This window comes from Bradyrhizobium sp. (assembly GCF_035273305.1).
Taxonomy (GTDB): Bacteria; Pseudomonadota; Alphaproteobacteria; order Rhizobiales; family Xanthobacteraceae; genus Bradyrhizobium.
In genome coordinates this window covers 1-22,545 of sequence record NZ_DATEPI010000114.1, presented here as the reverse complement: position 1 = coordinate 22,545, position 22,545 = coordinate 1, and the positions used below count along the sequence as shown (strand labels likewise).

The window sequence follows — 22,545 nt, the reverse complement described above, 5'->3', positions numbered from 1 at the left end:
CAATGAACGCGCGCCGATCCATCCTCGCCTCACGAGCGGATTTGATGGCATCAATATGCTGACTATACAGCAAACGGGAGTGCATGGTCAGCTTCTGCGATGGACCCCTCGATACGCTTCGTAAGGACGATAAACTCTGCTGAATCTTCTCCGCAGGCCAAAACAGCTGAGATGTACATGCATGCTGACAATCCAGTTTAGGACAGCGCACGCTGGGTGAGGAACCACAGCCAACTGAAATTGCGCCGGATGAGGAGATTGTTGTGGCTCCTCGCCCGCCGCACCTTCATCGTGAAGCCAACCGTCATGGGACGCCGGTATGTCCGCAAGGACAAAGGCCCGCGCCTCACCTCCCGGGGATGGGCGGGTGTCAGGCAAGAAACCTGAGTAATTCCAAATTCCCGAAAACAAGATGGTGGGGAAGGAAGGACTCGAACCTTCGAAGCCATGAGGCGGCTGATTTACAGTCAGCTCCCTTTGCCACTCGGGACACTTCCCCTCTCAACAGCATCGCAGCCACCCGCCGAAATGGCGAAAGCACGGCCTTTGATGACGCTGAAACCGCGGACCCGATCACGGGCGCCCGGTCGGCGCGTTTATGGGCGAAGCACCCCGCCCAAGTCAACCAAGGTCAGCCGCCAACCAGAGCTCAAGTCACTCAAATTGCCATTCTCAGGAACCCGTGACACAAGCTGGCCCATGAGGGATCGCGATCGAAAGCAACACTTCCGGCACGGAGGCGGCAAGCCGCCCGAAAAGCGCCGCGAAACCGGTCGCCGGCCGGCGTGGCGCGGCCGCGAGGCCGCCGCGGATGGTCCAGTTATTTTGTACGGTTGGCACACCGTGGTGGCGGCTCTGGCGAACCCGCAACGTCACATTCTCAAGCTGATGCTGACCGAGAACGCCGCGCGTCGGCTGGCGGATGAAAACATCCCTACGCGCGTCACGCCGGAGATGGTGCGCCCGGCCGTGATCGATCAGCGCCTCGGTCCGGACGCGGTTCATCAGGGCTTGCTCGCGGAAGCCGAGCCTCTGCCCTCGCCGGATATCGACTCCTTGCCGCAGCAAGGCATCGTGCTGGTGCTCGACCAGATCACCGATCCGCACAACGTCGGCGCGATCATGCGGTCGGCGGCAGCGTTTGCGGTCAAGGCGATCGTCACCACTGCGCGGCACAGCCCCGAGGCGACCGGCGTGCTAGCCAAATCGGCGTCCGGGGCGCTTGAGCTGGTGCCGCTGGTCACGGTGCAAAACCTCGCGCGCGCGCTCACCGAAATGAATGACCAGGGTTTCATGACCGTCGGGCTGGATAGCAAGGGGAATGAAAATCTAGGCGAGATGGCATTGCGGCAACCGTTGGCGCTGGTGCTGGGCGCGGAAGGCAAGGGCTTGCGGCAGTTGACGCGCGACACCTGCAGCGGGCTGGCGCGGCTCGACATGCCCGGCGAAATCAAAAGCCTCAACGTTTCGAATGCCGCGGTGCTGGCGCTTTATATCGGCTCTTTCAGGCTCGGGCTGATGAGTTAAAAAAACAACGCCCGCTCGCGATGCGAACGGGCGCGCTGATGTCTCGCCGGATTATCAGAGCCGGTCTTCAGCGCAAAGTCTAGCGATAGTGATGATAGTGCCGGTGGTGGCGATAGCCTCGCCAGCCATATGCGTCTTCGCGATAAAATGGATAGGGCGCGAAGTTGCCCGGACCGGTATAGGTCGGGCCTTGGTTGACGAAATAGTACTGATGTAGCGGATCAGGCAGCCGCTCATAGGCCCAACCGCCGCAACCGGCATAGCAGTCCGAATAACTGTAGAAGGGTGCCGGGGAAACATAGACCTGAGGCCTCGCGCAGGGCGCATAGCCAAATCCGCATGCCAGCGCCGGCGCGGCGCTCGCGGTCACCACGGCGATTGCCGCTACCATTCCTGAAATCATTTGACGCATTACGCTCTCCTGTAGAAATTTTCTTGGTCTGGATTCAACGAGGAACCTTCGGCAGTTTTCGATGCGGAAAGTTCCGCAGCGGCGCTGAGAAATCCTGCGGTATGCCCGCATCGCCCCCTGGCGGCGCGACAATCACCTGCGGCGGATACATCGGTACCTCCGGCTGCACCGACTGTGGGGCAGATTGCGCCGACCATGACTCATGATAGCCCTCGGCGGGCTGTGGCAGGCGACGGTTCGCGGGCGGTTCGATCTCCAGGCGACCGTAACCGGGCTGATATCCGGCGCTTGGATAATAGTGACCGACATTCGGCGTCGGATCGGCATAGCGGCCGCCATAGATGACCGGCGTGAAGTGCTCACCCTTGGCGAGCCCCCAGTCGCCTTCGACCACAGCATAGGACGCGTCGATGCCGTTGATAATGATGGGCACGCCGGGGCGGCCGGGAATGACGAGGACGGGCGCGGTGTCGGCCAAAGCCGCGGACGCCGTTCCGATCACAATGGCAAAGGCTAACCAAATACGCATTGACGCGGGTTCCGATCGCTCAACATAGCTTAACGCAATGGGCCGGCTGAAGGGTTAAAAAGCCCGACCAAAACTGCCGGTAAGACTAACGCGCGAGGATTGGGGCCCGCTCAATTGCAAGCGACCAGGATCAGCAAACGTTAACTGGCGCGATCTGCTCAAGCCGTGGTCGCAATGATAGTGCTGACACCGATTGCGATGGTGATGGCGCCGACCGCGCCCTGCAGTCCGCTGTTGGCAAGGCTCAGCCAACGCGCGGATACCACCAGCGGCACGGCAATAACTACCGACAGCGCACCCATCCCGATCATCGAGCCGACGCCGAACAGCGCGATGTAACCGAGCCCGATCGCTGCGCTGGGCGCCTGCGATGCCGTGAGCAACAGCAATGCGGCCGAGCCTGCCATGCCGTGCATGAGTCCCACCAGCAACGTGCGCCAGCGAAAGCCGCTCCCGTGCGCATGAGCATGCGACGAGCTGCCGTGCGATATGCGTTCTCCGGCATGACCGTGGGCGTGCAAGTGGACCGTGCCGTCCGGATGCACATGGGGGTGAAAATGCACTCGATCGCGCCACAGCCGCCAAAGCACATGCGCGCCGAGGCCAACCAGCATGATCCCGACGCCCGTCTCGATCGGCCGCGCAAAAGCTTCAGGCATCGCGTGGCCCAACACGATCGCAACGGCGGCAAACGCCAGCAGAGTGAGGCTATGGCCGAGTCCCCACGTCAGGCCATGCTTGACAATATCGGCGACTTCCGTGCGGCGCGCCGCAATCGAGGAGACCGCGGCGATATGGTCGGCCTCGAGCGCGTGCTGCATTCCCAGCAGAAAACCCAGCCCCAGAATTCCGAACATGCGCGCCCTGGTCCCCAGCCTTCCTGATCCCCAACAGCAGAGCCAGGGACGTTATTTATATTTATGTCGACGTGAATTGCGGAAGCTCGCGGGCGACCTCAATTCATCACACATGTTTGAGTGCTGGCAAGGACAGACAATCCGAGACGAAGTCGGCAACTCGGACCTGATGCTGAGCCAGCCGATCGAGTGCGCCGAAGCCCAAAAACGTCGGCAAGAGTGCTACGCTGCCACCTTGTCCTTTACCCGATGTGGCTGTGACCACAACGGTCCTTGTCATCTTGCTTTTTTTGGTTTTCGATCCAGTCAGCAGCATCTTATTCAAATGTTGGAGGAGCGGCCATGAGATCCTTGTCACTCCTTTTCGCCGGAATAGCTTTCGCGCTCGTTTCGGTTGCGCAGACGGATGCCCAAACAACCGATCAAAATGTCAGGAGTCCGGTGAGGCACGAAAAACGCATATTGAGGCAAGCGAAAGTTCAGGTGCCCCTGCTAATTTACTGTAAAAGAAATATCCCCTGTCGCCCGGTGAGGAAGGGCTGTCATCTTGAGCAAGAGTTGAACGGATGGAACGAGGAGGTCTGCAATTAAGTGAGCGGTTGAGCGTCCTCAGAGCGGCTCCGCCAATGAGCTCGGAGGTGACTTCTCCACCGCATGCATTTAGCTGTGCAATGGTGTCACGCTTTCACGTTAGCACCTGGGGCAGACTGGCCCCGGTGAGACGGTGCAACATCTCGTAACAAGCCTGTCACGCCGATTTTGACGGCCAAGCCAACGCCAAGGCGCGCTCGAAATGAGAGATGCCACCTACCGTAACATACGTGAAAAATACGTCATCGAGGCGAAGGTCGACGGCTCCATGCGAGCAGACAAAAAGCCTCCTGCAATCTACCAAGCAATAGCGGCCGGTTGGTGCGTGCCCGCACTGGCCCCTACAGCCAACACATGGTACAGGGACCGCAAATGAGCCAAAAGAAAATCGCCAGCGTGTACCCTGGCGATTCCAGTGGCAGGGAACAACCCCTGTAACTATTTAAAACACACGGTTTGCCGGTTTAGCTCAGCGGTAGAGCAGCGGTTTTGTAAACCGAAGGTCGGGAGTTCAATCCTCTCAACCGGCACCAGCAAACACCTTTCCTAATTGCGTTTCCCTAGCTGTTGAGGTGACCAACACGCCTTCCTTCCGGCGTCGTTTCGGTCGTCAGCTTGAAACCATCGCAGCCTCAAAATCATTTAGCCGCATGGCCGACCACTGGACCGAACAGCTGCGCTGCCCCACATGCCATAGAACCGGAACGGCTGCGTTGTCTCAAGAAGATGATGATGATATCCCGACCGCCGATAGCATACCGGACGGCTTCGAAGTCATCACAACCAGCTATGGCATCGACTTTATTTGCTCTTCCTGCCGCATTCGCGTCGAACCGTGAGGCCGCCCCAGCATGATCCTGGAATCGACCATCACCTGCCCGGTCTGCAATCAACCGACGACAGAGACTATGCCGACAGACGCCTGCCAATTCTTCTACGACTGCAAGCGCTGCGGTGAGCGTCTTAAGCCGCTTGCTGGCGATTGCTGCGTGTTCTGCTCCTACGGCTCGGTGCCGTGCCCGCCGGTCCAACAAGATGGCAAATGCTGTGAGTAGCGAGGTTGGCGGCCTCTGTAACCAGCCGCGGATTTAGCTGCTGTGGCTTGGTCGAGGCCGGTCGAGACTTTCACAAAACGAGACGCGTCGTTGGAACCATCAACAATGTTCCGAGTCATAGGTAAGTTCCGTTTTGTGGATCGGAGCCGGGTGGGGAAAGCTAAGGTGACGGAAGACGCGACCAATTCATCTCAATTGCCGCCAGCCTGACAAAAGACCGGACTCAGAACTCAAGAGGTCCATCGCTTGTGGCCGATGCTCCCAATGATGTTCGATCTGTTCACTGTCGTTCTTCTCGTCAGTGGCTTCCTGTTGCTATGGCGAAACCTCCGGGCGCCCACGGAAGACGTTTTGCCGACCATCAGAGGTGACCCAGAGACAGCGGAAAGCGTTGTGCCGAGGGCTGAGCTAATCAAGACCAAAGACATAGTGCGTGCGGAGAATGGGGCTATGCTGAATGCTGATCCCATTCAGCAACCGGACGCACAGGCTGACGCCGTATCCACGAACCAAAATCACTTTGCTAGTAGCGTGTCCGCAGCGATAGCCAAGTCGAGAAAGCCGTCTGTCAGCGTTTAGGCTTGGCGACGAGATTAGGCGCCAACCAGCAACCGGGAATGCGTCAGTTTCAACGGGAGAACGAGAGCATGCGTCGCCCTATCGAAACGGTGCCGAAAGACGGGAAGGCTGTCATCCTTGAGGATGACACCAATGGGACATATGAGCTCGCTCAGTGGTCAGCTCAGGAAGGTGCTTGGGTCGGGGAAAACGGCAAGCCCTGCAAGATCACCCCAACGCATTGGCATACTGTACAGCGGGCTGAACATCTCGGAGGTGATTACAACTCCAGCAGCCTGCTGCAGGGGGGTACCTTCCCGAATTTGGGCGCGAAGCCGCGGCGGACACCTGCCTCGACGGACGCTTTCGTGCGCCCTCCGATGGCGGCGAGCTCAGAGCTTGTGAAATTTGCGAGTTTAGACAACCAGGTCCCGCGTAAAAAAGCGCACCACTCCCAAGCGCGGCGTCGATTTGCTGCCGCCTGCGGCGCCGCCATGGTCGCGGTATCACTTACTGGCATGTATTTCCGCGGCGATGTCGCTGCCTATGCGGCCAAACGCACTGGTCTGTCAGATGGGTTAGGCATTGCGAGTGCGCCCGAGGGTTCGCTGATGGACCAGCCGCGGAAAATCAGCCTGGCAGCGACACCGCCGCAGGCGGAAGCCGATACAGGCACCATGCCTGCTTCGGCGGGGCCGGTCACAGTTGGTAGAGCACCAACACAGAGCCCGGAAAATCGGCGCGCAGATGCGATGGAAAATGAGTTGCACAACGCGCGGCAGGCGCTCGCGGAAGCACAGGAACGCGAGACTCTATTAAAGCAGACGGCCGAGACCACGAGGACGGAGCTTCAGCAAGCGCTGGATAAGATCGCAAGCCTGGAAAACGAATTGGCGCTAGCTCGGCAGCACGTCGACCAGGCATCGCCCTCTCCGCGGCGGGGCCGGCGTATTGCGCAACGCCGATTAAAGCAGCCCACACCGCCGGGCTTTTTCGGGATTTTCGGCGTGCCGAATCGTGCGCCGTCCCAAAGCTTCGCGCGAACGCGTTGACTGGTTGTGAGATTCGAGCAGGACGCGTTGCCGAACTCCAGACACCCGATTCAAGTGCTTCCCTGACGTGATCGTCAGTGCACGCGTTGGTGTGACCCGTCTGTACAGTTCTGGAAGATTAGGGCCGAGCCAATTAGAAAGCCTTTTTGGGCGCTCTCGCCGAAGCTGAGGCGAGCCCGCGCGCTAACAATTGGGATTCCATTCTGAACCTCTGCTGCCAGAAACCTACTAACGATGCGTGCGGATCGGATGCTGCCCAAGAATTTGGATGAGTGGCAGCGTCCGATACAGCAATCCGGGTCGAATCGAGCCCGCTCTCGGACGTTTGTGGAGGAAGACCCGGTGCATATGGACCCGAGCGACATCCAAAAGTACCCAAAGTCTGCCCGATACATTCAGGGCATCGAAGGTACCTTAAAGGGACAGCCCAAGATACGGGACGCGTTTCTCGACGCTTGCATGGCCGACGATCAATTCCAGTCTCCCAAGGTGGCCGAGAAGCTTGCCAAGGATAGGGCCTTGAGGTGGGCAGCCGGACCGCTAGTCGATGTGCATGAGGGGCTTATCAAACCCCCCGTGCAAGGCAGGATCGTCGACGCATGCGGATTCACCGATACGTTCGGCTTAAGGAAGCCGTTTGTAATCATCACTTCCTTCTGGTTCGACGCACTTGAGTTCGGCTTCGATCTTGATCCAAATCGAGCCGGCAATCGGTTGATGAGAACCCTGCTTCATGAGCTCGTTCATTGGGTCCGTGACCAGGCAAAGGCATCAGACGAAATACTCGTCGGTGGATACAAGGGACACTACAAGGAAGCCGGCCACGTCTTCGAGGAAAATGCTTACGGCACCGCCAACATCTGTACCGAAAACGAAATATGGGATGCCATCCTTTCGAGGCGGGATTAGAAAAGTTTTCGCCTGGCATGTGTTGATCACGATCGGACGGACCTTCACGATCCCAATCGGTTCGTGAAAAAGCGATCGGCAGACGGCTATGGACGTTGCCCGATGGTGGATTGAAGAAACTTGCGCAGCCCTTCGCGCGAATGCTCAGCGGCTGATTTATCGAACGCCAGGTGATGACCGCCCTGATACTGGATCGGCGTCTGAAACGCCGGAAGGTCAAACCCGTGAGATGCCTCGGCAAGAACCATCAACTGAATCGGTGCGCCAACATCCTTTTGCCGGGAAATTCCCATGTCATCTTCGCCGGCGGCCAATTTGCGGCAGGCATCGGCCGAGGCCCAGTCATCGCGCTCACCGATGACGATCAGGGTGGGAACGGTCATCACTCCTTTGAAGCTGTCGCAGGCGGGATAGAACGCTGCGGCCGCACGAAACTTGTGTGCGGCGGCACGTTCAATCGTGCCGCGCTCGGTCGCCGAAAGAGTCTGCCAGGCGCCCCATGCAAATCCGACTAGCGCAATGCGCTTCGGATCGACGTAGTTTTTCTGAATCAGAAATTCCAATCCGCGATACGCATCCACGGACAGGTCCAGATAGGGTGGTGAACCGCGCCCGCAATTCTTAAGTCCCCGCGCGCCGAAGCTGTCGAGGGTCAACGTAACGAACCCCCATCCGGCTATTCTTGCGCCCCAATCCTCGTCGAGTGATCTGGCATAACCCTCGCAGATCGGAAGCAGCACGACTGCTGGCAAACGACCGTCAACGTCCGGATGCCGCAGTAAACCTTGCAGCACGAATGGCAACGGGCTGAGAGAGATTTGCACCGGTTCTGCGGCCCGGAGCAATTGCTGCTGCCCGTTGCACGGAGACAGCGCGGCGAAAAAAACGAAAACCGCGATGGCCGAAAGAACCGATGTTGAATGCCTCACGGAATTTCCTTCCATGTGCAGCTCGGAATGGTCTTTTGGCGAAAGGTCCGCCGGATGATATCGCTAAAACCGGGTTTCAACTATCGTGACGTCTGCTGGCAGACGCAGCTGATCGACGTTCACGCGCTTGTGTCGGACGGGGCCCTTTTCAGCCCTAGAGCCAGGAGCAGACCAGCACCAGATTGGCCGCGCACGCCGCCAGCAACGCGACCGTCAGCGCGGCATGCACTCTCTTTCCGGATGTTTCAAAGCTCGTCACCATGACGCCAAAAACATCCGGCGATTCTAGTCTGGGAGTCCCGGATTTTATTTTTCTGCCGATTTAGAACTCGTTTACGACTCAGGCTGCTCGAAGCAGCCCGGCTCCAGCTCACGTAGGCGTGAGCGGACAATGGGCCAGCTGAAACTCCGCCGCCTCGGCCGCGTTAAACGGGTTTCGCGGAGCGACGCATGCCATACGCGCTATTCAGCAAAGACGCCAAGCTGAGCAAAACCTATCCCACCGAAGCGGACGTTTGGAAACACGCCCGTAAAAGCGGTTTGGTGGTGGACGTCATCTCGGACGAAGATGTGCCGACGCCGCGGCCGGTTCTGGACAATGACTACGAGATCAGGCCGTGCCGCCCGGAGCCGCAGGAAGACCCCGCCAAGAACCAAGCCGACGCCGATCGGGAAGAGGAGCAGGAGTTTCAGCTCAGCTCGTAATCGGCTTCAGGTGGGACACCCGGGCTGCGTACGGCCTGGCTTCAGGGGATCGCCGTCGCAAGCGAGGCTTGGTTGGCCGACAGCATCACGCAGATCTTTTTGCGATGCAGGCCCCTGATTGCGCCCGTGACTTTCAGCACCTTGCCCAGAGGACAGGAGGCGGCCTGCACGTAGGCGATCTCATAAGGCGCCAGCACAAGTGGCTCGGATTTCAGGACATTTTGAGCAAAGCAGGGCACTGTGAGCGCGGACAAAATCAAACCCGACAAGACGGTTCGCATGTTTTGTGGTCCCCAACCGGCCAGCCCCACAATAACCAATTGAGTTCCCGGTTCCCGGGCGCGCGAAATTATTTTTCCAATTAGCTGGAGTCTTCCAAACAAAGGCCGGCTCACCGCCCGCCTTATCTTTTGCCTCTGGTCCCGGCCGCGCGTCAGTAGCGCGGAGCAGCAGGCCCTCCCCACCCGAACCGATAATTTATGCCGAGCTTAGCGGTGTGCTCGTCATCGCGAAACCGCGCCCCAGCGATCGAGGCGGGTCCGGTGGTAAAAGTGGTGTTGCCGAAGTTATAATACTGGTACTCGGCTTTCGCAGACCAATTCGGCGCAAACATGTATTCGAGGCCGGCACCCACTGTGTAGCCGTTATTACGATCGCCATTTGTCGTGAACGCCGCTGGCGCCCCGCCGACCGAAACACCGATATTGGGGTCGTCGCGCCAGGCGTAGCCTCCCTTGGCGTAGAGCAGCGCCGGCCCCCAGGTGTAACCCAGCCGGCCCGTAACCGAGCCGAGCTGGTTGTTATTGGTCGTCACAACGGTGCTGCCGGGGAAAAGCACGCCGCTGTTGTTGTTGGAAAGCCAGCTATATTGGGCTTCCGCGCCTACGACCCAGTTTGTGGCGAACTGATAGTCGAAGCCGCCCTGCACGCCACCCAAAAACCTTGCGCCGCTTCCTTCCAGGCTGTCGTTGCCAGCGAACGCGCCGCCGAGATGGCCGCCGATATAAAATCCCGTCCAATTGTAGACGGCTTGCGGCGGCGTATAGACCGGAGCTTTGGTATAGGTGCGCGCAGGTATGTCCGCCGCGAGCGCAGGCGCTGCGAGCGCGAAAAAAGCAGCTCCGCCGAGCAGAAACTTCCTCATAACCGGTGATCCCCGTTATTGTTGTCGAACAACAATCCAAACATCATGGCGTGAATTTGGTTGCTTCGCGGCAATGCCGGACGTGTGATGATTGCCAACTGTGACGGCCGCGCAACAGACGTTGTTTGTTCCAGCAGGAAGGGAATTTTCCACGGCCGGGGCGCGTGCTGGTTTTCGGTTTAACGCGTAGCCCAAACCGGCTGCAAGCTAAAAGCCTTCGCGTAAGCCGCTTTTTACGACCGCCAATTCAACGAAAACAAATGCAGGAGAAAAAATGACCGCTGCCTTGATGGAGGAGTTTCCACCGCCCCCGGACCGGGTTGTGACTTTGGCGAACTGGCGCAGGGCCCCGTTCAGCGCCTGGGGTTTTCGAAACGTTCGCCGGCTGATCCCAACCGCCGACATCCCGGCATCACGCCATGCGGTGGGGCTCGAAACATCGCTCGAAGAAATAAGACACATCGAATTCAGCACTCACGATGGCAAACCCAGCAGCATCGGCCGAGCCCTCCCCGCTACTCACACGGACGCATTCATCGTTCTCAGGCGCGGCCGGATCGCGATGGAGTGGTACGGTCACGGCATGAACGCCACCACGCCGCACATCATTTTCTCGGTCAGCAAATCCATTTGCGGAATGCTCGGCGGAATTCTGGCCGATCGTGGACTGCTCGATCCGGATCATGCTGTCACCGAGTACGTTCCCGAATTGGCCTCGTCCGTCTATGGCGGGTGCACGATCCGACATCTTCTGGATATGGCGGTCGGGATCGCGTTCAACGAAGACTACGAAGATCCCAAGGGCGACGTGATTCGGTACCGCCATGCGGCAGGCTGGGATCCACTCCCGCCGGGCGAAACGCCCATCGACCTGCGCAGCTTCCTCGGCCAACAGAAGCCAGACGGTCAGAAGCACGGCGAACTTTTTCATTACGTTTCGACCAATACCGACGTACTCGGCTGGATATATGAGCGCGCCTGCGCCCGGCCCTATGCGGACTTGGTGAGTGACTATCTGTGGAGCCCCCTAGGTGCCGAGCGCCACGCCTACATCACCGTCGATGCCCGGAATGCAATGCGGGCGGCGGGCGGCATCTGCGTCACGCCTCGCGACCTCGCCCGCTTCGGCGAGATGATCCGGCGCCGCGGAGTTGCCGATGGCCGGCAGGTCGTGCCCGGTGCATGGATCGATGACATCAACGAGCACGGCAATTCGGCCGCATGGGAGCGTTCGGAACTAGCAGAAATGTTTCCGCAGGCGAGTTACCGGAGCAAATGGTACCGTATCGATCGGACTAGGAACGTGCTTTGCGCGCTCGGCATTCACGGTCAGTGGATTTACATTCATCCGGAAGCCGAGCTGGTTGTCGTCAGGATGGCGTCCGAGGCTACGCCGCTAGATTTCGATCACGTGCACGGCTGGCGGCGAGGTTTTGATGCGATCGCGGCACACTTTTTATAAGCAACGGCGGCCGCTCAAGCCGACGCTTCATCGTCCTCGTCTGCCCAGGCGGTTCGTGGGTTTGGCACCGGATGGGGTAAAGGACCCCGGTGCTGCGCTACCGCGTGCGGATCGCTCCGATGATACCAGCCCTGACACACGCCACACCTGACGAAATTATCGGCTTCAAAGATGCGGCCTTCGGTTACGCAAGCCTCGCGATCGTACATATCAGGCTCCGGAGCGGCTGGTTCGGCGCGGCTGGCTCGCGGTCAGGTTCAGAGAACGCGACCGTGGCTGTCCCTCCAGCCAGGCTTCAGTTTTTGCCAGATCAGCCAGTGCGCGTGCCAGGTGACGCATCGCGGAGCGGTCTGGGCCGGGTGGCAAAACGCGCGCGTTCCGCAGCATTTCGAGGGCCGCGTGACGGTAAGCAAGAGAACGACGGAAGAACACCACGTTACTCACGGCTCAACTCCCCGAGTGGAATGCATCCAATCATCGCGCATCGTTTCTGAATATCCGCTGAAAGCCGGGCTGGTTCCGCCCCCCACTCATTGACTAATTTCCGAAGGAACCGGGCAAGTCATTGGAGCGTTCTCGCGGGAGGACGTGGAGAGCGCAAATGCGGACGAAAAAGCCAGCGGGCTTGGCAAGTCCGTCGGGGGTATTGAGGCTACTCAGTCATGCCGCCATGGGCACGGCAATGGGTCTCGGGTTCGCGCTGTTCCTGATTTTCCTCAACCCGTCAGGCATTGCCAACCTAGTCGAACACGGAGGAACTCATGCTTTCACCGTGCTGGTCGGAACGCTAGCCCTGACGTTCGGGATTGGAGCGACTCTTACGGGGGTGGTGTTTCTCACCATGGAAGACGACTAGATCCCAATCCGAATAGGATTGAACCGGTCGCTGCCTTGTTAGCGCGTCAGCTTTTCCAGATCGGGGAAAGACGCGTACACCGCGCCGGCACACACGTCGCTCGCCTTCTCGATAACCCGGTCAAGCCTGCCATTGACGTAGACGATCGCCCGTTCCCGCTGCTCGCGATAGCTCCCATCCGCCTCGCGCGGGGTAAAGCGCACGCAGCTCACGTAACGCATGCGCCCGCCGACGCTACGCTGCACCGGTTCGGCCATCGCAGTGTCGCGCAACCCGACCGGATTGTTGAGATAGGTTTTCATGAACGCCAGCAATTCGGTGCGGTAATTGGCGGGGAATGGTTGAATGGCACTGCCATTGTCGATGGTAATGCCTGCATCCCTGCTCTCCTCGTCCGTCCCGGCGCAGGCCGCAAGCGCGATCGGGAGCAGCAGGATCGCGACACGCTGTGCTAGTATCATCCAGTGGGACTCGGTTCCAATATTGGAAGCGGTTCTAGACTGTTGGCCGGCGAAATGGAATTCGCATCTGGGCTATTCAACATCTGCCCACATGACATGAAAAACAGCCGGCCCGCCGCCATTCGAAAATGGGGGACGAGCCGGCCGATCTATCAGGGTCATGCCGACCGAAATCGATTTCAGCCGCGCTTGTCTTGGTGCTTGATCGCGATCGTGGAAATGTGGTGCTTCTTGAGCGCGCCCATATGCTTGTGGTGACGATGATGGCGCACCCGGTGGCGCTTCATGGTGGCATTAGCGTTCAGCATGTTCGTCTTCACTGGTTTCACTTGCTGGGCTTTGGTGGCTGGCGCCTTTGCGGTGTCGCCCTGGCCGGCGGCCAACGCCGGTGCCGCGAGAACGGAAACCGCAAGCAGTGTCGCGGAAATGGTCTTCAACATGGTCGTCTCCTCATCTCGATCGACCAAGAGGTCTCCGGTTGGATTGCCGTGCCTGTCGATCATGATGCGATTTTGAGCGCTTCGCCATGAACCCACCCTGAAGCGCCACAATGGAGTTCGTTCATCTTTGTGACGCGCATGTGATTTGTCAGCTCCGTGCATCCGCCGGCAAAAAGAGAAATAACGTCAAAGGTCGGGAATGTTGACATTCTCGAGGTGTTCAAAAGCCACACGGCCGGTATAGGATCGAGCACTCGGGAGCCATGGATGATGAAATTTGCGATCAGGTTTTTCACGGCGGCAGCGCTTGGCATGGCGCTAATCGCCGCACCCCTGCTCACGCCGGTCCACGCCGCGGGGGATGACAATCCCTCGCCGCCGGCGTCGTCCTCCAAAAAGGAAAAAAAGGGCAAGAGCTCCAGTCTTGAGCAGGACCGATTCTCCGCTGGGTACCGCGCGGCCTACACCACGGTCTACGACCGACACGATTACGCTTCCGCCATTGAGCAGTTGAAGGCGCTTGGCCATGACGAAATGGCCGCGGTCGCCAATCTGATCGGCTATTCCTATCGCAAGCTCGGCGATTACAAGGTTTCGCAAATCTGGTACGAGCGCGCGCTGAAGGCCGATCCGACCCACGTCAAGACCTGGCAATATTATGGGCTCTGGCAGGTCGAACAGGGCAATCGCGATCAGGCGCAATATCACCTGAGCCGGATCGCCGCGTTGGCCGGCACCAACAGCGAGGAATATCGCTCGCTTGCCGCCGCGCTCGAGAAACCGCCGGGCACCGGTCTCGTCTACTGATCCAATGCATCGAGCCTTTCTCACCTTCATACCGCCAACAGGAGAGCTGCATGAGCAACTATGCGATTAGGTTTCTGACGCTATCAGCGGTAGCGCTGGCGCTGGTCGCGGCACCCGTGATCGGATACGCCGCTCCCGATAACGATCCGCCGTCGCCGCCGCCCTCCTCGACGAAATCCAAGGGCAAGAAAAAGACCAGCGAAGTCAGCCCGGCTATTGAAGACCCCGCATTCGCAAAAGGCTATCGCGCGGCCTACACCACCATCTACGACCGACACGATTACGCTTCCGCCATTGAGCAGTTGAAGGCGCTTGGCCATGACGAAATGGCCGCCGTCGCCAATCTGATCGGCTATTCCTATCGCAAGCTCGGCGACTACAAGGTCTCGCAAATCTGGTACGAGCGCGCGCTGAAGGCCGATCCGACCCACGTCAAGACCTGGCAATATTATGGGCTCTGGCAGGTCGAACAGGGCAATCGCGATCAGGCGCAATATCACCTGAGCCGGATCGCCGCATTGGCCGGCACCAATAGCGAGGAATATCGCTCGCTTGCCGCCGCGCTCGAGAAACCGCCGGGCACCGGTCTCGTCTACTGAATTCGGAACACATACAGCCGGCGCGACTCGCGAGGGTCGCGCCGGTTCTCATTTGTCTTGTTTCATCATCGAGTCGGCCTCGGCCCGGAAGGCCCGGCGTGACGCGTCGCGCGAATAGAACATGTGTCCGCCAGGATAGACGACGAGTTTCACGCGTTCCGGCGTGGCAAAGGCCGGAAGCTGGTCGAGCAGGATCTTCGAGGCGAAATACGGCGTCGCCAGATCGAACAACCCATGCCCCACCAACACCTTCAGCTTCGGATCGAGCGCAAGAATCTCGCGCAACTGCGAAGTGGATTGAGCAGGACTTATACCGCGGCCGAAATCCCACGCCTTCTCGACCTCTCCATTAAGCAACCGATATGAGCCGTCTGGTCGCCAATTCAGCTTGCGCCTGGTGAGATCGACCACAGCGCTGGTCAGGGGAGCGATCAACGTTTCGCCGGACGGGTCGCTGAAATGAAAGGAGCTGGAATCCGGATAAGGATCGAGGCCCATGACCGACGCATCATAGCGTCCGGTCACTTTACCGTCCTTTCGATCGTATTCGCGGCGAAATTCCATCGCATCCAGTCGACCGGCCAGCCTGCGCGTGACGGCCGGGTCGATCCCGGTAAAGCTTGCGACCTTGTCGGCAAGCCGAGTGGTTGCTTCGGTATCGGCTTCGCCTTTGACGAGATCAGCGAGAAATTCGCCGCGCGCATAGAGTTCGACATCCGCCATGTCGGCGCGTGTCACCGGGCCCTTTGCCTCGCGCGCCACCGCTGCCATCGTGGGAAGGCGACCCACAAATTGCAGCACGCTGGAGCCTGTAAATTCCCGGAAGTCGAACAGAGGTGAAACCATGATCAGGCCCTTCACCCCGACACCCTGCTGAACCTGCAGATTGCGAATGATCTTCGGACCGCGAATTCCGCCGTAACTTTCGCCGACCACGAACTTGGGTGACAGCAAGCGGCCCGATTTTTCCAGCCAGCGACGAATCGTGACCGCGATCGAACTCACGTCGCCGTCGATCGAAAAGAATCTTTTGCGCACCTCATCACCGGACGCGACGAAACGGCTATAGCCGGTGGCGACGGGGTCGATGAAGACGAGATCGGAAAAATCCAGCCAGGTCTCCGCGTTCGGCTGAAGATCGGGCGGAGCGGAGGGAATAGCGGCCTCGCCGTTGATGTCCAGCCGCCACGGGCCGGCCGCGCCTAGCTGCAAGTAAGCGGAAGCTGCGCCAGGCCCTCCATTGAAGAAGAACGTGACCGGCCGGGTGGCCGGATCCGTCCCATCCAGCTGATACGCCGTGTAGGCGATATCGGCTTGCGGCTCGCCCTTTTCATCGAACAGACGAATTGAGCCGGCGGTGGCCGTAAAGGCCAGCGTGCGATCAGAGAGCGCGAGTGTCTGCTTGGTCGTTGAATCAGGCGGTAAACGGTGCTGCTCGGCGACGGCCGGCGAGGCCGGAGTTGCGGCGCGGCCGCCGGGTGCGCCCGATTTCTGAGCCGAAGGCATCAGATCGGGCCGCGCCTGATCGCTGGGCGGCGCATTCTGGGCCGACGCCGGACTGATCATCAGGAAAACGAGAACTGCGGCGGCGCCACGCGTAAGCTGCGCGGCGGCGAGACGGACGCTCATGTTTGTTGTTCTCCTGTTTCCGCCCTCGGCCGGACGGCCACGTTTACCATGTCAGCCGAGATTCACTTCTATAGCGCCGGTTTATGGCTCAAAATCGCGACCACCATGGCATTCCAATCAAGCGAACGAATAGCTGAACTTGCAGTTGATCTCACCGCACGATCCAGTGACATCCGCGGTGCGGGCCTGTCTCGACAATCGCAGCCAAGATCGTATAGACGACCTCCGCGCAACCTACTCCCGTCAGCGCAATGAGCAGCGATCCCATGACCAGTCCAAAGCGATATGAACGGATCGGCTTTGTCGCGAGCGCCGGCGCGGAGGCCCAGCAGGCGCTGGCGCAGTTGGTCAAGCTGTACGGCAATCACGATCCCGCCGATGCCGATGTCGTGGTCGCGCTGGGTGGTGACGGACTGATGCTCCAGACGCTGCATCGGCACATGCGCACGGGCAAGCCGATCTACGGCATGCATCGCGGCACCGTCGGATTTCTTATGAACGAATATTCGACAGGCGATCTGCACGCCCGGCTCGCGGCTGCCAGGGAATCCTTGATCCATCCGCTCTTGATGCGTGCCACCGACGTGCACGGCGCCGTGCACCTTCACCACGCCATCAACGAAGTCGCGCTGTTTCGCCAAACGCACCAGGCAGCACGGTTGCGGATCATGATCGACGAGCGGGAACGCATGGCCGAGCTGATCGCGGATGGAATACTGGTGGCCACGCCGGCGGGATCGACCGCTTATAACCTCTCGGCACAGGGGCCGATCATCCCGATCAACGCCGCTCTTCTGGCGTTGACGCCAATAAGTCCGTTTCGTCCGCGCCGCTGGCGCGGGGCACTACTGCCCGACACGGCCTACGTCGTCATCGAAGTATTGGAGAGCGAGAAGCGCCCCGTGGCGGCAGTCGCCGACCATGATGAGGCGCGCGATGTTCGGCGCGTCGAAGTGCTATCCGACAAAAGCATTTCGATGCGGATGCTATTCGATCCCGGGCATAGCCTCGAAGAGCGGATCCTGAGCGAACAATTCGGCTATTGAGGCCCGATTGCTCCGCTGCGCTCTTGATAGCCGCAACCATTCCTTAACCGTCGGCGCGATATGGTTAACGCCGGGTATACCGTTCTGCTCGGTACCCCAAGGCATGCTCATGTTCCGCATCGATTTCAATAAGCTGCGATTTCTTGTGTGCGACGATAATCCGCACATGCGCCGCATTTTACGGACGCTGTTGCATTCGTTCGGCGCGCGCGAAGTGTACGAAGCTGAAGACGGCGCCACCGCGCTCGAGATGTACAGCCACTACGTTCCCGATATCGTCATCACCGATTGGTCGATGCCGATCTTTGATGGGCTCGAACTGGCGCAGATGATCCGGCAGCCGGAATCCAAGGGCAATCCGTTCGCCCCCATCATCATGTTGACCGGGCACTCGGAGAAGCGGCGTGTCACGGTGGCGCGCGACGCCGGCGTGACCGAATTCCTCGCCAAACCGATCTCGGCGAAGGGGCTTTATCAGCGCATCCTCAACGTGGTCGCCAATCCGCGGCCGTTCATCAAGACGAAGACCTATTTCGGCCCGGATCGGCGCCGCAACACCAGCAACGCCTATATCGGGCCGGAGCGCCGCGTCGGCGGCGAAGTGGAAGTGCTTCAGCAGCCATCGCTGCTCGACAAGGCACGCACCGCCGTTTAATCGCGCGAAGGACATCATGATGGCGAGAGACACGCGCGGCACGATCGAGATCAAGAAGTTCTCCGACCATCACGTGATCACGCAGGCCAATCCCCTGAGCAAGGTGCTGCGGCGTGTTGGCGAAAGGGATCTTGATGACCCAATTGCCCGTGCGGAAAAAGCGCTGGCAGGACTGTCAGGCGAGTTCAAGCGATGGATGCGGATAGAGGCCGACCGGCTCTCGGCTGCTCACGCTGCCATTCTCAAGCACGGCTTTACGAATGCTTCGTGTGAAGAGCTGTTTCGCGCCGCTCACGACATCAAAGGCGACGCCGCCACGTTCGGCTATCCCTCCGCTGGCGCCGCGGCCGACAGCCTCTGCAGGATTATCGAGCACGCGCCTGAACTCGATCATGTGCCGTCTGATCTGATTGCGCATCATATCAATGCCATCCAGGCGATTGTGCGCGAGCGCACCAAGCTGGACACGGTCGCAATGGCAACCGAACTCAGCCGCCAATTGCGGGGCATCGCCGATCAATATCTCAAACATGCCAACCGCAATCGCCCCGACCACCTCGAAGCCATCCTTGCGCCGAGCATCATGCCGGCAGATTAGGCTCGCGGCTTTCAGATACCCTCCCCCGGTTCGCGCGAACAACGGCAAAGCCTTAGGCCGCGATCATCTCATCATACATGGACGCGATCGGTCCATCCGCAACGACGTCATCGCAGAACGTGCGGGCTTCTTCACGCGCGGACTCGGTCGCAAAGCGCCGTAGCAGAATCAACAGCGGCTCCGCGCCGTGCTGGTCGTTTTCACAATGCGTCAGCACACGTTCGACCATTCGGCGCCGCAATCGGGCTGCGCCTCCGGGTGTACCGACATATCCGATCTCGTGACAGGCTTCGAGCGCCACGCGGAACGCGGCGAACGTCGAATCCGGCAACCCGGCGCGCTTGAGCAGCGCATACAGGCTGGCGCCGCCGCGATCGTGCAGCAGCGCGGAGACACGCGCGAGCGGCAGCCCCGACAGTTCCGAGAGCGCATGATCGAGCAGTTCGATATTGCCCGATAACAGAGCACGCAGGATAAGTCCGGCAGTGAGCTGGCCTGTGGCGCGTAAATGCCGCACCAGCCCACTCATGTCCTCGCCGCGCGAGCCGGCCGCAATGTTGACGGTCGAGCGATCGCGCGCCTCGGTCGCGATCCGTACTGCCCGATCAGCGCTCAACCAATTCCGCGCGACAACGAATTGCGCCAGGGTCTCCGAAAGTTTTGCCACCAATGCGGCCCGTGTTGCTGACGGCAGATCCTCCAGCACCAACATCGATTCCCGGATCGCGGCGAGATAGCCGTGCCGTTCGACGATACGATCCCACGAAAACGGCGCGAGCTCGGCATGCGCGTTTTCGATCAGCTCGAGCGCCGCAGCCGCGGTGCCGACCTCCGCGATCGCGGCGCAAACCGCGGCCGGAAGATTGATACGGCGCGCGATGGCGCATTGGATTTCGCAACTGCCGGTCGCGACGATGTCCACGAGATCTGCATCGATCAGAAGCGGCGAATGTTCGAGCACCGGAAGCGCCACCGAGGGCTGATCGAGCGACAGCGCCTGTACGATCGCCGCGGGCGCTTCCGCGCTGCGGGCAAATACCTCGGCCATGGCCTGACGCACCAGCGGGGACGCGTCGTCCAGCAGCATCAACAGCGCGCCCTCAGCGGCGGCTCGGTCATCCCCGCTCAGATCCGAAATCAGCCAGGCTCGCGCCAGGGAGCGCGTCGCCTCCGCCCGCTCGCCCGCGGAAGCGGTCCTTATCCAACTGATGAACTGCCGAACGATCATTGGCCTGCCGGCTTACGCAACCTGAAAAGACATCGTGATGCGATGTCGATAAAACAGAAAATAAACCACGACGCTTAACAAAGCGTTCACCATAAACGGCTGGTTTTATTGACGTTTTGTTAAGGCTGCGCCGGCGGCATTGGGTTTGCGAAAAGGGTGCGGCTAGCTGAACGTGCCCTTGCGATCGCTAAAAAGGTCGAGCGGTTGTGGGGCGCGCACCTCAGGAATTTGCGTCGATGACGCCGCAACCCTTGCGGCAACAGAGGTCAGCGAGGAAGAATTGCCCCACAGCTCACGCACCGCAGACGAGACCGGCTCGGTTCTACTACCGGCCTGAAAAAGAGAGCGGAACGTCGGCATCACGCCGGCGGCCGTCGCCGTTGAGGCAGCCGTCTCCGGTGCCGCCGAACGGGCATTCGGAAAAGTCGAGAGGTAAGCCGCATTGTCGATAGCCGCAGCGCTGGCGAGCGCCACCTTCGGCGTATCGCCAAGCGAGGCGATCGCGGTTCGGGTGGCGTGAGAACTTGCGGCGCCGGCATAGCGCGAGGTCAGCACTGAATAGACTTCCGATACCGTGCGCGCGCGACCCGAGCGCTCGTAAAAGATCGAAGGGTTCGCGGCGGCGGCATTCGGGAACAGCCGCGCTCCAGAGGCTTGCGGATTATCTTCGGCGTTGGTGATGAGCTTGGCCGCGCCGCCGACGCCCATGAAATGCGCCATGTAAAGTTCGCCGTCGGTCGGCCGGCGGCCGATCTTGCCGGTCAACTTGAAACTGTTGGACTGGGTTAGGACCGCGGCCATCGAAGAGGCGGCGGCGGGGTCGTCGCGCAGGTCCATGATCGCGGTTCGCGCGGCCGGATCGCTCACATAATAGCTGCCCGAGGGTGATTTGCTGATGGCATCGGCGTACTTGCCGTAGCCCAAGTGGGCGCCCGCTTCCTTGACGGTGCCAAGCCAGGTCTGGTCGATGAATTGAAACAGCCCCCGCGCGGACGATGCCGAAGCGCTCGCCGTCGGATTGAAATTGGATTCCATCTTGGCGGTGGCGAGCAAGTATTCGAAGCTGGTGCCGTTGCTGGTGGCAGCCTGTTTGATCGCGCCGGCAATCCGCAGCCGCGATGGGTCTAGACCTGCGCCTCCGGAGGCGTTTGACGAGTCAACCGACATAGGTGCTGCCCCGCTCCCGGCGAAACGACCGCTCGGCCAAAGAGCAACTCAATAGCGCTCACCGCCGCGACAGTGCGGGAAATATGGTTAACGACTGGTTAAGAACCAGGCTTGCCGGTGTTGAGCTCTTTACAGCTGGGTTGCAACCGACGGCTGACGCGGAGTAACTGCCGTCGCGGCCGCGAATGCCAGACTGCAATATCTCCGCCGCTACGCCTACCTGTCGTAGACCTTTGCGGGATCGAACAGCTTCTCGGCATCGACGAACGACAATCGCGCTCCGCCCACGCCCTGCGTCACACTGCGGTAGAAGCACGAGCGGCGACCGGTGTGGCATGCCGCCCCGATCTGTTCGACCCGAATCCAGATCGCATCCTGATCGCAATCGACCCGCATCTCGATCACGCGCTGTACATGCCCGGAGCTTTCGCCTTTGCGCCAGAGCGCCTTGCGGCTGCGGCTGAAGTACCAGGCCTCTCCGCTCGAGATGGTCTTGCGCAAAGCTTCATCATCCATATGCGCGACCATCAGGACCTCGCCGGTCCCGGCGTCGGTCGCAACGCATTTGACAAGGCCGGCGGAGTCGAATTTGGGCTGGAACGTCAGCCCCTCCTCGCGGTCGTTCGATTTTGCTGATGTGGACACGTCAGTCCTCGCGAATTCTAAGCGAGGGCTAACGCTGGGTCCCTCGCAACATGGACAGGAAGCGCGCCTGCTCCGACGGATTGTCCCGGAACATCCCGGTGAAGCGGCTGGTGAACGTCATCGCACCGTGCTTGGCGACGCCGCGCACCGACATGCAGGTATGCTCCGCCTCGATCATCACCGCAACGCCACGCGGTTTGAGGATTTCGTCAATCGCGGCGGCAATCTGGGCCGTAAGGTGCTCCTGGGTCTGCAAACGGCGGGCAAAAATATCGGTAAGCCGCGCCAGCTTCGATAACCCGACCACCCGCTCGACCGGCGTGTAGGCGATATGAGCCTTGCCGTAGAACGGCATCATGTGATGCTCGCATTGGGAGGTGAATTCGATGTCGCGGATCAGCACGAAATCGTCATAGCCGGCCGTTTCTCCGAACGTGCGATCGAGGACCTCTGCCGGACACTGGTGATAGCCTTGATAAAGCTCATCAAATGCCTCTACCACGCGGCGCGGGGTGTCGAGCAGCCCCTCCCGCTCGGGGTTTTCGCCGATGTAGCTAAGCAGTGTCTCCACCGCCTGCTCGGCTTCAGCCCTTGATGGGCGCGGCTGGTCGGCCCGGACGACGGCCGCCAGGAATTCCGAAGGGTCGAGCTCAGCCGGACGGCCCTCGGGTAACTTCGCCTCGG

26 protein-coding genes and 2 tRNA genes are annotated in these 22,545 nt (G+C 60.0%); 14 read left to right on the top strand and 14 right to left on the bottom strand.

What is annotated here, in order from left to right; translation table 11 throughout:
• Positions 1-413 precede the first annotated feature (413 nt).
• Positions 414-499, bottom strand: a tRNA-Tyr gene (locus VJV58_RS07740).
• Positions 500-699: 200 nt separating this feature from the next.
• Here VJV58_RS07740 and rlmB point away from each other — a divergent pair.
• On the top strand, positions 700-1,527 hold the full coding sequence (rlmB, locus tag VJV58_RS07735) for a 23S rRNA (guanosine(2251)-2'-O)-methyltransferase RlmB (RefSeq protein WP_324136752.1): 828 nt from the start codon (positions 700-702) through the stop codon (positions 1,525-1,527).
• A 79-nt stretch (positions 1,528-1,606) separates the two neighbouring features.
• Here the strand turns inward: rlmB and VJV58_RS07730 are convergent, their stop codons facing one another.
• The 3 genes from VJV58_RS07730 to VJV58_RS07720 all read right to left on the bottom strand — a co-directional run bounded on the left by VJV58_RS07730 (position 1,607) and on the right by VJV58_RS07720 (position 3,325).
• A complete protein-coding gene (locus tag VJV58_RS07730; protein WP_324136751.1) occupies positions 1,607-1,939 on the bottom strand; it encodes a hypothetical protein in 333 nt (110 codons plus the stop codon).
• A gap of 34 nt (positions 1,940-1,973) precedes the next feature.
• Positions 1,974-2,468, bottom strand: a complete 495-nt coding sequence (locus tag VJV58_RS07725) for a hypothetical protein (protein ID WP_324136750.1) — start codon at positions 2,466-2,468, stop codon at positions 1,974-1,976.
• Between the two features lie 158 nt (positions 2,469-2,626).
• Complete coding sequence (locus VJV58_RS07720) at positions 2,627-3,325, bottom strand: urease accessory protein (protein WP_324136749.1); 699 nt, start codon at positions 3,323-3,325, stop codon at positions 2,627-2,629.
• A 1,049-nt stretch (positions 3,326-4,374) separates the two neighbouring features.
• Here VJV58_RS07720 and VJV58_RS07715 point away from each other — a divergent pair.
• The 5 genes from VJV58_RS07715 to VJV58_RS07695 all read left to right on the top strand — a co-directional run bounded on the left by VJV58_RS07715 (position 4,375) and on the right by VJV58_RS07695 (position 7,490).
• A tRNA-Thr gene (locus VJV58_RS07715) sits at positions 4,375-4,449 on the top strand.
• 39 nt (positions 4,450-4,488) lie between these two features.
• Entirely contained in the window at positions 4,489-4,755 is a 267-nt protein-coding gene (locus tag VJV58_RS07710; protein WP_324136748.1) for a hypothetical protein, read from the top strand.
• Between the two features lie 12 nt (positions 4,756-4,767).
• Positions 4,768-4,971, top strand: coding sequence for a GDCCVxC domain-containing (seleno)protein (locus VJV58_RS07705; protein ID WP_324136747.1), 204 nt, complete (start codon positions 4,768-4,770; stop codon positions 4,969-4,971).
• 1,052 nt (positions 4,972-6,023) lie between these two features.
• Positions 6,024-6,581: a hypothetical protein gene (locus tag VJV58_RS07700; RefSeq protein ID WP_324136746.1), complete on the top strand. Its 558-nt coding sequence runs from the start codon at positions 6,024-6,026 to the stop codon at positions 6,579-6,581.
• A 348-nt stretch (positions 6,582-6,929) separates the two neighbouring features.
• Entirely contained in the window at positions 6,930-7,490 is a 561-nt protein-coding gene (locus VJV58_RS07695) for a hypothetical protein (protein ID WP_324136745.1), read from the top strand.
• An 86-nt stretch (positions 7,491-7,576) separates the two neighbouring features.
• Here VJV58_RS07695 and VJV58_RS07690 read toward each other — a convergent pair whose 3' ends face one another.
• Entirely contained in the window at positions 7,577-8,419 is an 843-nt protein-coding gene (locus tag VJV58_RS07690) for a dienelactone hydrolase family protein (protein ID WP_324136744.1), read from the bottom strand.
• 450 nt (positions 8,420-8,869) lie between these two features.
• Between VJV58_RS07690 and VJV58_RS07685 the strand changes: the two genes are divergently transcribed.
• Positions 8,870-9,124 (top strand): hypothetical protein, encoded by a 255-nt coding sequence (locus VJV58_RS07685; protein ID WP_324136743.1) that lies wholly within the window; start codon positions 8,870-8,872, stop codon positions 9,122-9,124.
• Positions 9,125-9,165: 41 nt separating this feature from the next.
• Here VJV58_RS07685 and VJV58_RS07680 read toward each other — a convergent pair whose 3' ends face one another.
• Both VJV58_RS07680 and VJV58_RS07675 read right to left on the bottom strand, forming a co-directional pair.
• Positions 9,166-9,405 (bottom strand): hypothetical protein, encoded by a 240-nt coding sequence (locus VJV58_RS07680; RefSeq protein ID WP_324136742.1) that lies wholly within the window; start codon positions 9,403-9,405, stop codon positions 9,166-9,168.
• A 152-nt stretch (positions 9,406-9,557) separates the two neighbouring features.
• Positions 9,558-10,268 carry an outer membrane protein gene (locus tag VJV58_RS07675; protein WP_324136741.1) on the bottom strand — a complete coding sequence of 237 codons (711 nt, stop codon included), beginning with the start codon at positions 10,266-10,268 and terminating at the stop codon, positions 9,558-9,560.
• A 274-nt stretch (positions 10,269-10,542) separates the two neighbouring features.
• On the opposite strand from VJV58_RS07675, the gene VJV58_RS07670 reads away from it, so the two are divergent.
• On the top strand, positions 10,543-11,730 hold the full coding sequence (locus VJV58_RS07670; protein ID WP_324136740.1) for a serine hydrolase: 1,188 nt from the start codon (positions 10,543-10,545) through the stop codon (positions 11,728-11,730).
• A 601-nt stretch (positions 11,731-12,331) separates the two neighbouring features.
• Positions 12,332-12,586, top strand: a complete 255-nt coding sequence (locus VJV58_RS07665) for a hypothetical protein (RefSeq protein ID WP_324136739.1) — start codon at positions 12,332-12,334, stop codon at positions 12,584-12,586.
• Between the two features lie 38 nt (positions 12,587-12,624).
• Here VJV58_RS07665 and VJV58_RS07660 read toward each other — a convergent pair whose 3' ends face one another.
• Complete coding sequence (locus VJV58_RS07660) at positions 12,625-13,047, bottom strand: hypothetical protein (RefSeq protein ID WP_324136738.1); 423 nt, start codon at positions 13,045-13,047, stop codon at positions 12,625-12,627.
• A gap of 179 nt (positions 13,048-13,226) precedes the next feature.
• On the bottom strand, positions 13,227-13,487 hold the full coding sequence (locus VJV58_RS07655; RefSeq protein WP_324136737.1) for a His-rich protein BRANT: 261 nt from the start codon (positions 13,485-13,487) through the stop codon (positions 13,227-13,229).
• A 267-nt stretch (positions 13,488-13,754) separates the two neighbouring features.
• Between VJV58_RS07655 and VJV58_RS07650 the strand changes: the two genes are divergently transcribed.
• Both VJV58_RS07650 and VJV58_RS07645 read left to right on the top strand, forming a co-directional pair.
• A complete protein-coding gene (locus VJV58_RS07650; RefSeq protein WP_324136736.1) occupies positions 13,755-14,294 on the top strand; it encodes a tetratricopeptide repeat protein in 540 nt (179 codons plus the stop codon).
• A 50-nt stretch (positions 14,295-14,344) separates the two neighbouring features.
• A complete protein-coding gene (locus VJV58_RS07645) occupies positions 14,345-14,893 on the top strand; it encodes a tetratricopeptide repeat protein (RefSeq protein WP_324136735.1) in 549 nt (182 codons plus the stop codon).
• Between the two features lie 48 nt (positions 14,894-14,941).
• Here VJV58_RS07645 and VJV58_RS07640 read toward each other — a convergent pair whose 3' ends face one another.
• Complete coding sequence (locus tag VJV58_RS07640; protein ID WP_324136734.1) at positions 14,942-16,522, bottom strand: S10 family peptidase; 1,581 nt, start codon at positions 16,520-16,522, stop codon at positions 14,942-14,944.
• Between the two features lie 266 nt (positions 16,523-16,788).
• On the opposite strand from VJV58_RS07640, the gene VJV58_RS07635 reads away from it, so the two are divergent.
• The 3 genes from VJV58_RS07635 to VJV58_RS07625 all read left to right on the top strand — a co-directional run bounded on the left by VJV58_RS07635 (position 16,789) and on the right by VJV58_RS07625 (position 18,821).
• Positions 16,789-17,568 (top strand): NAD kinase, encoded by a 780-nt coding sequence (locus VJV58_RS07635; RefSeq protein WP_324136733.1) that lies wholly within the window; start codon positions 16,789-16,791, stop codon positions 17,566-17,568.
• A gap of 109 nt (positions 17,569-17,677) precedes the next feature.
• On the top strand, positions 17,678-18,223 hold the full coding sequence (locus VJV58_RS07630) for a response regulator (protein WP_324136732.1): 546 nt from the start codon (positions 17,678-17,680) through the stop codon (positions 18,221-18,223).
• 19 nt (positions 18,224-18,242) lie between these two features.
• Positions 18,243-18,821: an Hpt domain-containing protein gene (locus VJV58_RS07625; RefSeq protein ID WP_324136731.1), complete on the top strand. Its 579-nt coding sequence runs from the start codon at positions 18,243-18,245 to the stop codon at positions 18,819-18,821.
• Between the two features lie 52 nt (positions 18,822-18,873).
• Here VJV58_RS07625 and VJV58_RS07620 read toward each other — a convergent pair whose 3' ends face one another.
• The 4 genes from VJV58_RS07620 to folE form a co-directional block, all read right to left on the bottom strand.
• A complete protein-coding gene (locus tag VJV58_RS07620) occupies positions 18,874-20,049 on the bottom strand; it encodes a DUF2336 domain-containing protein (protein ID WP_324136730.1) in 1,176 nt (391 codons plus the stop codon).
• Between the two features lie 162 nt (positions 20,050-20,211).
• Positions 20,212-21,216 carry a transglycosylase SLT domain-containing protein gene (locus VJV58_RS07615; RefSeq protein WP_324136729.1) on the bottom strand — a complete coding sequence of 335 codons (1,005 nt, stop codon included), beginning with the start codon at positions 21,214-21,216 and terminating at the stop codon, positions 20,212-20,214.
• Between the two features lie 216 nt (positions 21,217-21,432).
• On the bottom strand, positions 21,433-21,861 hold the full coding sequence (gene hisI / locus VJV58_RS07610; protein WP_324136728.1) for a phosphoribosyl-AMP cyclohydrolase: 429 nt from the start codon (positions 21,859-21,861) through the stop codon (positions 21,433-21,435).
• A gap of 28 nt (positions 21,862-21,889) precedes the next feature.
• Positions 21,890-22,545 (bottom strand): GTP cyclohydrolase I FolE (gene folE / locus VJV58_RS07605; RefSeq protein WP_324136727.1); only part of this gene is annotated, 656 nt, incomplete at its 5' end.

Coding starts and splice junctions, on each gene's coding strand:
- VJV58_RS07670 (WP_324136740.1), top strand. CDS start 10,543: ATGACCGCTGCCTTGATGGAGGAGTTTCCACCGCCCCCGGACCGGGTT.
- VJV58_RS07675 (WP_324136741.1), bottom strand. CDS start 10,268: ATGAGGAAGTTTCTGCTCGGCGGAGCTGCTTTTTTCGCGCTCGCAGCG.
- VJV58_RS07695 (WP_324136745.1), top strand. CDS start 6,930: ATGGACCCGAGCGACATCCAAAAGTACCCAAAGTCTGCCCGATACATT.
- VJV58_RS07615 (WP_324136729.1), bottom strand. CDS start 21,216: ATGTCGGTTGACTCGTCAAACGCCTCCGGAGGCGCAGGTCTAGACCCA.
- VJV58_RS07685 (WP_324136743.1), top strand. CDS start 8,870: ATGCCATACGCGCTATTCAGCAAAGACGCCAAGCTGAGCAAAACCTAT.
- VJV58_RS07725 (WP_324136750.1), bottom strand. CDS start 2,468: ATGCGTATTTGGTTAGCCTTTGCCATTGTGATCGGAACGGCGTCCGCG.
- VJV58_RS07630 (WP_324136732.1), top strand. CDS start 17,678: ATGTTCCGCATCGATTTCAATAAGCTGCGATTTCTTGTGTGCGACGAT.
- VJV58_RS07680 (WP_324136742.1), bottom strand. CDS start 9,405: ATGCGAACCGTCTTGTCGGGTTTGATTTTGTCCGCGCTCACAGTGCCC.
- VJV58_RS07705 (WP_324136747.1), top strand. CDS start 4,768: ATGATCCTGGAATCGACCATCACCTGCCCGGTCTGCAATCAACCGACG.
- VJV58_RS07700 (WP_324136746.1), top strand. CDS start 6,024: ATGGTCGCGGTATCACTTACTGGCATGTATTTCCGCGGCGATGTCGCT.
- VJV58_RS07650 (WP_324136736.1), top strand. CDS start 13,755: ATGATGAAATTTGCGATCAGGTTTTTCACGGCGGCAGCGCTTGGCATG.
- VJV58_RS07655 (WP_324136737.1), bottom strand. CDS start 13,487: ATGTTGAAGACCATTTCCGCGACACTGCTTGCGGTTTCCGTTCTCGCG.
- VJV58_RS07645 (WP_324136735.1), top strand. CDS start 14,345: ATGAGCAACTATGCGATTAGGTTTCTGACGCTATCAGCGGTAGCGCTG.
- VJV58_RS07635 (WP_324136733.1), top strand. CDS start 16,789: ATGACCAGTCCAAAGCGATATGAACGGATCGGCTTTGTCGCGAGCGCC.
- VJV58_RS07720 (WP_324136749.1), bottom strand. CDS start 3,325: ATGTTCGGAATTCTGGGGCTGGGTTTTCTGCTGGGAATGCAGCACGCG.
- VJV58_RS07665 (WP_324136739.1), top strand. CDS start 12,332: ATGCGGACGAAAAAGCCAGCGGGCTTGGCAAGTCCGTCGGGGGTATTG.
- VJV58_RS07730 (WP_324136751.1), bottom strand. CDS start 1,939: ATGCGTCAAATGATTTCAGGAATGGTAGCGGCAATCGCCGTGGTGACC.
- VJV58_RS07660 (WP_324136738.1), bottom strand. CDS start 13,047: ATGATACTAGCACAGCGTGTCGCGATCCTGCTGCTCCCGATCGCGCTT.
- VJV58_RS07640 (WP_324136734.1), bottom strand. CDS start 16,522: ATGAGCGTCCGTCTCGCCGCCGCGCAGCTTACGCGTGGCGCCGCCGCA.
- VJV58_RS07625 (WP_324136731.1), top strand. CDS start 18,243: ATGGCGAGAGACACGCGCGGCACGATCGAGATCAAGAAGTTCTCCGAC.
- VJV58_RS07620 (WP_324136730.1), bottom strand. CDS start 20,049: ATGATCGTTCGGCAGTTCATCAGTTGGATAAGGACCGCTTCCGCGGGC.
- rlmB (WP_324136752.1), top strand. CDS start 700: ATGAGGGATCGCGATCGAAAGCAACACTTCCGGCACGGAGGCGGCAAG.